Here is a 6235-nt window from a genome sequence, read left to right as displayed (position 1 = left end):
AGCCCTTCCGCGACTCCAGCTCCTCGACCGGCACACCGCGCCAGTACGCGACGACCTCGGCCGGCGCCTTCTCCGGCGATCCGGCGTCGTACGGGTAGCGGAGACGGACGTGGCGGCGCCGCTCGTCGCCCTGGAAGAACTCCACCTCCGTCGGCAGGACCCGGTACAGCGTCCAGCTCTCCGCGTGCGCCTCGGGCTCGCTCAGCGCGCGGTCCCAGGCGGCGGCGCTCGCGCCGGCGAGGGCGTCGAGGGAGGAGAGGATCTCGCTCTGGCGGCCGACGAGGGCGGAGGCGAGGGCGCCGGGGGTACGGGCGTGCAGGTCGGCGTACGCGTCGTCGCGCGTCCCGGTCGTCACCGGGCCCCGCACCCGTACCTGGCGGCCCTGTGTGGGCCAGTAGAAGCCGAGCGCGGCCTCGGGGCGGTCGGCGAGCTGGCGGCCCTTGGCGCTGCCCGCGTGCGAGGCGAAGTGCCAGCCGCGGGCGTCGACGCCGTGCAGCATGACCGTACGGACGTCGGGCCGGCCGGCCGTGTCGACGGTGGCCAGGGACAGGGTGTGCGGTTCGACGGCCCCGGACGCGACCGCACCGGTGAACCAGGTGTGGAAGAGCGCGACCGGCTCCTCCGGTACGTCCGCCGGGTCGAACCCGGGCAGCTCGGTGTGCTCGGTGTCCCAGACCCGCAGGGTCCGCAGGGCCTCGTGAAATCGCCGTTCGTCGTCCATGGCGTCCATCATGGGCCCGCGTCGCGGCGCGCCGCGCGGGACCGGCGGGCCGGGGTAGGCCGCCCGGGTGCCGGCATCCGGGGTCACTGGTACGTGACGTACAGGGCCGGTCGTACGACCCCGTGGCCGACGCCGCGAGGTCTCAGCCGCGGCCCAGGACCACCGTGCCGGACGAACAGAACCAGCCGCCCGTGCCGGAGGCCACCGCCAGCTCCGGGAGCGAGCCGTCCGGCCGCCGCACCTGGAGTCCGGGGGCCTCGCCGCGCAGCTGGCGGACCGCCTCGACGAGCAGGAACAGGCCGCGCATCCCGGGGTGGCAGGCGGAGAGCCCGCCGCCGTCGGTGTTCACCGGCAGCCGCCGGTCCTTGTCGGCGAAGTACGGGCCGCCCTCGCCCTTCGCGCAGAAGCCGAGGTCCTCCAGGGTCACCAGGGTCATGTAGGTGAACGCGTCGTAGATCGCTGCGAGTTCGATGTCGGCGGGGGTGACGCCGGCCCGCTTGAAGGCGAGTTCGCCGCTGACGGCGGCGGGGGAGCGGGTGAAGTCCTCCCACTGCGACATGGCGGCGTGCGAGGCGTACTCGCCGGTGCCGAGGATCCACACAGGCGCCTTCGCGGTGTCCGGTACGTATTCCTCGGCGGCCAGCAGGACCGCGCAGCCGCCGTCGCTGCGGACGCAGCAGTGCAGCTTGGTGAAGGGATCGGCGATCATCGGGCCGCCGAGGACGTCGTCGATCGTGAGCGGGTCGCGGTACATCGCCTCGGGGTTGAGGGCCGCGTTCGCGCGGGCCTGGACGGCGACCTCGGCGAGCTGGTCGAGGGTGGTGCCGTACTCGTGCATGTGGCGGCGGGCGGCCATCGCGTACTTGGCGATCAGGCTGTGTCCGTACGGCACTTCGTACTGGAGCGGGCCGCGTGCGCCGAAGGAGAGGTTGCCGGTGCGGCGGCGGGCCCGGACGTCGGCGCGGGCGGTGGAGCCGTAGACGAGGAGGACCGCGTCGGCGTGGCCGGCGGCGATGGCGTCGGCGGCGTGCGCGGCCATGACCTCCCAGGTGGCGCCGCCGACGCTGGTGGAGTCGGTCCAGCGGGGGCGCAGGCCCAGGTATTCGGCCACCTCGACCGGGGCGAGGGTGCCGAGGCCCGCGGAGGCGAGGCCGTCGATCACCGAGCGGTCGAGGCCGCTGTCGGCGAGGGCGCGGCGGGCGGCCTGGGCGTGCAGGGCGTAGGGGGTGGGCCCGTCGACCCGGCCGCAGTCGGCCAGGGCCACGCCGACGGCGGCGACGCGGCGGCCGTGGCGGGGGTGGTGGCGGTCCAGGGAGCTGCTGGAAGGCATGAATCTGACGGTACATCAGATTTCTTGGATCGCCAGGGGTGCCGGGTCTGTGCTTCTGGCGGGGGCCGCCCTAGCATGACGCCCCGTCAGAAACGAAGGAAGCCCGCGGAGGGGGAAGCCTGTCCATGGAGGCGAGACCCATGCAGCAGCCCATGCGTCCTGGCAATGCCGATAACGATGTTGATGCCGATGGGAATGGCGATGTCGATGGGGATGGCGATGCCGAAGTGGTGGGTGACGCGCGTGCCGGCATCGAAGTCGACGTGACCGTCACCGAGGAGCAGCGGGAGATGCGCCGCGCGCTGCGCGACCTGCTCGCCCGGCGCGCCGGACCGGCCGCGACCCGGGCCGCCGTCGCCACCGCCGAGGGGTACGACACCGGGCTGTGGGCCACCCTCGCCGGCACCCTCGGACTGCCCGGCCTCACCCTGCCCGAGCGGTACGGCGGAGCCGGCTGCGGCCTCGCCGAACTCGCCCTCGCCTGCGAGGAGACCGGCCGCGTCCTCGCCCCCTCCCCGCTCCTCGCGACCGGCGTCCTCGCCGCCCCGCTGATCGCCGCCCTCGGCACCGAACAGCAGCGCGCCGAGCTGCTGCCCCGTATCGCCGAAGGCTCTCTGACCTGCGCACTCGTCCTGCCGGGCGACGGCAGTCCGCTGCCCCTCGCCCTCGGCCTCGCCGACGACAACACCGCCCTGCCCTGGTCCGGCGACGGCCGCTCCGGCGGCATCCAGGCCACCCGGCCCGACGGCACGCACTGGTCGCTGTACGGGGAGGCCGGGCACGTCCTCGACGGGCACAGCGCCGGGCTGCTGCTCGTCGCCGCGCACACCGGCGGCTTCCCGCGCAGCCGCACCCTGCTCTTCCTCATACGGGCCGACGCGGTGGCCGACGGCGGCGACAAGGGGGGCCTGGTCCGGCGCCGCGAGGCGACCCTGGATCTGACCCGCTCCCAGGCCACGCTCCAACTGCGGGACATACCCGCCGAGTTGCTGGGCGACGAAGAGGCGGACGTACTGGGGGCGTTGGCCGCGACCGGCCGGGCCGCCGCCGTCGCGCTCGCCGCCGAGGCGGTCGGGGCCGCGCGCGGCGCGCTCGACCGTACCGTCGAACACGCCACCACTCGCGAACAGTTCGGCCGCCCCATCGGCTCCTTCCAGGCCGTGAAGCACCGGCTCGCGGACCTGCTCGTCGAGATCGAGTCGGCCCGTTCCCTGACGCGATACGCCGCCGCCGAGACGCCGGGGGAGGGGGTGGCCGCCGGGCTCGCGCTCGCCCAGGCGCTCGACGCCCAGCGCGCGGCGGCCGCCGAGACGATCCAGTTGCACGGTGGCATCGGCATCACCTGGGAGCACGACGCCCACCTCTACTTCAAGCGGGCCGCCGCCGACGAACTGCTCTTCGGCCCCGCCTCCCGGCTGCGCGCCCGCGCCGCCGAACGCGACGGACTGCTGGGAGGTGCGCGATGAGCCGTACGGCTCACGGAATCCCGCACGGAGTTCCGCACGGAGCCTCGCGCGGAGTGCCGTTCGGGGTACGGGTGATGCGGAAGGTCTCGTCCACGCGCGCGTTCGCCCGGGTCGCGCCGCACGTCGTGCCCGCCATGGACCGCGCCGTCCACCGGCTTTCCCGCGGAAAGGTGTTGCTGAGCGCGCGCATGCTGCCGGGCGTCGTGCTGACCGCGCGCGGCGCGAAGAGCGGGCTGCCGCGGGTGACGCCACTCGCGTGCATGCCGGAACCGGCCGGGACCTGGCTGCTCGTGGGCTCCAACTTCGGTCGCCCCGGGCATCCGGCCTGGACCGGGAATCTGCTGGCGCATCCGGACGCCGAGATCAGCTGGCGCGGGGAGAGCTTCGCCGTGAGCGCGCGGATGCTGACGGGGGAGGAGCGGGCCGAGGCGTGGCGGGCGGCGCTGGTGTTCTGGCCGCCGTACGCGACGTATCAGGCCCGGATCGAGCGGGAGATCCGGCTGTTCCGGCTGACCCGGACCCCGCCGGCGGCGTAGCCGCGAGGCGCCGGACGGTCGCGGGCACGGCCGCCGTCGTGATCGCCGTCGTGATCGCCGTCATGGTCGCGGGCACGGCCGCCGTCACGGCCGTGGCACAAGAACGCCGGCGGCGGCCCGACCCCGTACGAGAGGTACGGAGCCGGTCCGCCGCCGGCGCGACAGGACGGGTGGAGGGAGCGGGGGCTCCCCGGGTGGCGGGTGCGCGGTCGCTTCGCCTGCTTTGTCTGCGGGGTCGTTTCCTCTGCTTCTCCGGCTACTTCGTCGGCTTCTTGCCCGTGATGCCCAGGTGCACCAGCAGGGCCAGGTTCGGCTTGAGTTCGGCCTGCTTCACGCCCCAGGACGTGAAGCCCTTCTGGTGGCCGGCGACCGCGGCCAGCATCGCGACCAGCGAGCCCGCCATCGCCGCGGGGCTGACGTCCTTGTCGACCTTGTTCTTGGCCTGGAGCTCCTTCACGGCGTCCGTGAGGGAGTTGGTGACCGAGTTCAGGATCTTCATGCGGATCTTGTAGAAGCGCTTGTCGCCCTCCGCGGCCCCGAGGTCCACCACCCGCAGGATCGCGTCGTTCTTGCGCCAGAAGTCCAGGAATCCCTCGACGAGATCCTCGGAGGTCTGCCAGCCGGCCTTGCCGACCCAGGAGCGGCCGGAGACCAGTTCGGTCAATCCTGCGCCTTCCTTGGCCATTTCCTCCGCGATTTCGAGGACGGCGCCCTCGACGTCGGGGAAGTACTGATAGAACGTCGCGGGTGAGGTACCCGCCTTGCGGGCCACGTCGATGACCTTGACGTCCCGGTAGGGCGAGGAGCTGAGCATCTCGCCGAGGCAGTCCAGCAGCTTCTGCCGCGTCGCCTGGCCGCGTCGTCCGGCCACGCGGCCGTCGACGGTGCGTACTTGTCCTGTCATGCCGTCAGCTTACCGACGGGTGATCCGCGCGCGATTCGGCCGACTGCAAATGGGGGGCGGGACCGGATCGGGCCCTGTGCCGGGGGCGGTGCCGGGCCTCGCGGCGAGCCTCGTATCCGCCTCGCGTCCGCCTCGCGTCCGTCCTCCCGGCGTCGCGCGTCACCGCGCACGCCACCAGGCCCCCTCGCGAGCCCGCCACCCCAATAGTCTTATCAACAGCCTGTGGACAAGTTCGGTGGACAACTCAAGCAGGGCAAGGCCTCCGTACTCACTATGGGTACATATGTTCGGTTTTCAGCTGTGGAGGAGCGGGCGGAGCCTGTGGACCGGCACCCATTCTGAACCCATGGCCGCACACGTACAGGGCACCCCGAGCTGGGTGGAGGCACAGCTGCCCGACATCGAGGCCGGCAGGCGCTTCTACGGCGGGCTCTTCGGCTGGAGCTTCGACACCGACCGCCACGAGGCCCTGCTGGGCGGCCGCCGCGTCGCCGGGATCATCCCGAAGCGGGACGGCCGGATGCCCACCACCTGGACCCTCTACCTGGCCGCGACCGACGCCGGTACGGTCGCCGCGCGCATCAAGGCGGCCGGCGGGCGGATGGTGATGGAGCCGTACCCCGTCGGGCCGTTCGGCATCCGCGCCCTCGCCTCCGACCCCGGCGGCGCCGTCTTCGGCGTACGACAGGCGGGCGACGAGAACGGGTTCGCCGTCACCGGCGAGCCCGGCACCTTCTGCTGGGTGGAGGTCCACACCCGGGAGCCCGACGCGGTCGACACCTTCTACGCCGCCGTCTTCGGCTGGCTCGGGCATCCCCAGGGCGTCGTCCCGCCGACGCCGACGCCGACGCCGACGCCGACGCCGACGCCGTCCCAGGCCGCGGCCCAGGCCCCGTCCCCGTCCCCTGTGACGGAGTACCGGCTGTGGTCCCCGCCCGGCACCCGCAGCCCCGGCGCCGACACGGCCTTCGGCGGCCGGGCCGTGATGCCCGCCGCCGTACCCGCCGCGTTCCCCGGGCACCTGCTCGTCCACTTCGCCGCCCGCGACTGCGACGAGACCTGCGACGCCGCCACCCGCCTCGGCGCCCGCGTCGTCCTCGCGCCCCGCGACACGCCCCACGGCCGTACCGCCGTCCTCGACGACGACCAGGGCGCCCGCTTCGCGATCCTCACCCGGCCGCCCAGGCGGCCTCGCCCGCCCCGGCCGTCCCGTCCGCCCCATGACCAGGGGACATCCCCCGGACAGTGCTGAGGTGGCGCCCCCCGGGGAGGGCGGCC

The 6235-nt window shown here is 73.8% G+C and carries 6 protein-coding genes; 3 read left to right on the top strand and 3 right to left on the bottom strand.

The window, feature by feature from the left end:
* The coding region (locus tag ABZ693_RS21825; RefSeq protein WP_359879704.1) for a pyridoxine/pyridoxamine 5'-phosphate oxidase at positions 1 to 721 on the bottom strand (721 nt) is incomplete at its 3' end.
* Between the two features lie 142 nt (positions 722 to 863).
* On the bottom strand, positions 864 to 2051 hold the full coding sequence (locus ABZ693_RS21820) for a thiolase C-terminal domain-containing protein (protein ID WP_359879701.1): 1188 nt from the start codon (positions 2049 to 2051) through the stop codon (positions 864 to 866).
* Between the two features lie 230 nt (positions 2052 to 2281).
* On the opposite strand from ABZ693_RS21820, the gene ABZ693_RS21815 reads away from it, so the two are divergent.
* Entirely contained in the window at positions 2282 to 3517 is a 1236-nt protein-coding gene (locus ABZ693_RS21815) for an acyl-CoA dehydrogenase family protein (RefSeq protein WP_359879700.1), read from the top strand.
* Positions 3518 to 3591: 74 nt separating this feature from the next.
* Positions 3592 to 4053, top strand: coding sequence for a nitroreductase family deazaflavin-dependent oxidoreductase (locus tag ABZ693_RS21810; protein ID WP_435842496.1), 462 nt, complete (start codon positions 3592 to 3594; stop codon positions 4051 to 4053).
* A gap of 256 nt (positions 4054 to 4309) precedes the next feature.
* On the opposite strand, the gene ABZ693_RS21805 is transcribed toward ABZ693_RS21810, so the two are convergent.
* Positions 4310 to 4957, bottom strand: coding sequence for a TetR family transcriptional regulator (locus tag ABZ693_RS21805; RefSeq protein WP_359879698.1), 648 nt, complete (start codon positions 4955 to 4957; stop codon positions 4310 to 4312).
* Positions 4958 to 5303: 346 nt separating this feature from the next.
* On the opposite strand from ABZ693_RS21805, the gene ABZ693_RS21800 reads away from it, so the two are divergent.
* Positions 5304 to 6209, top strand: a complete 906-nt coding sequence (locus ABZ693_RS21800; RefSeq protein WP_359879695.1) for a VOC family protein — start codon at positions 5304 to 5306, stop codon at positions 6207 to 6209.
* Positions 6210 to 6235 lie beyond the last annotated feature (26 nt).

This window comes from Streptomyces laurentii (genome assembly GCF_040635425.1).
Classification (GTDB): Bacteria; Actinomycetota; Actinomycetes; order Streptomycetales; family Streptomycetaceae; genus Streptomyces; species Streptomyces laurentii.
The sequence above is the reverse complement of the archived record's forward strand: the minus strand, read 5'-3'. Positions and strand labels throughout refer to the sequence as shown.

Coding starts and splice junctions, on each gene's coding strand:
- ABZ693_RS21820 (WP_359879701.1), bottom strand. CDS start 2,051: ATGCCTTCCAGCAGCTCCCTGGACCGCCACCACCCCCGCCACGGCCGC.
- ABZ693_RS21810 (WP_435842496.1), top strand. CDS start 3,592: ATGCGGAAGGTCTCGTCCACGCGCGCGTTCGCCCGGGTCGCGCCGCAC.
- ABZ693_RS21805 (WP_359879698.1), bottom strand. CDS start 4,957: ATGACAGGACAAGTACGCACCGTCGACGGCCGCGTGGCCGGACGACGC.
- ABZ693_RS21800 (WP_359879695.1), top strand. CDS start 5,304: ATGGCCGCACACGTACAGGGCACCCCGAGCTGGGTGGAGGCACAGCTG.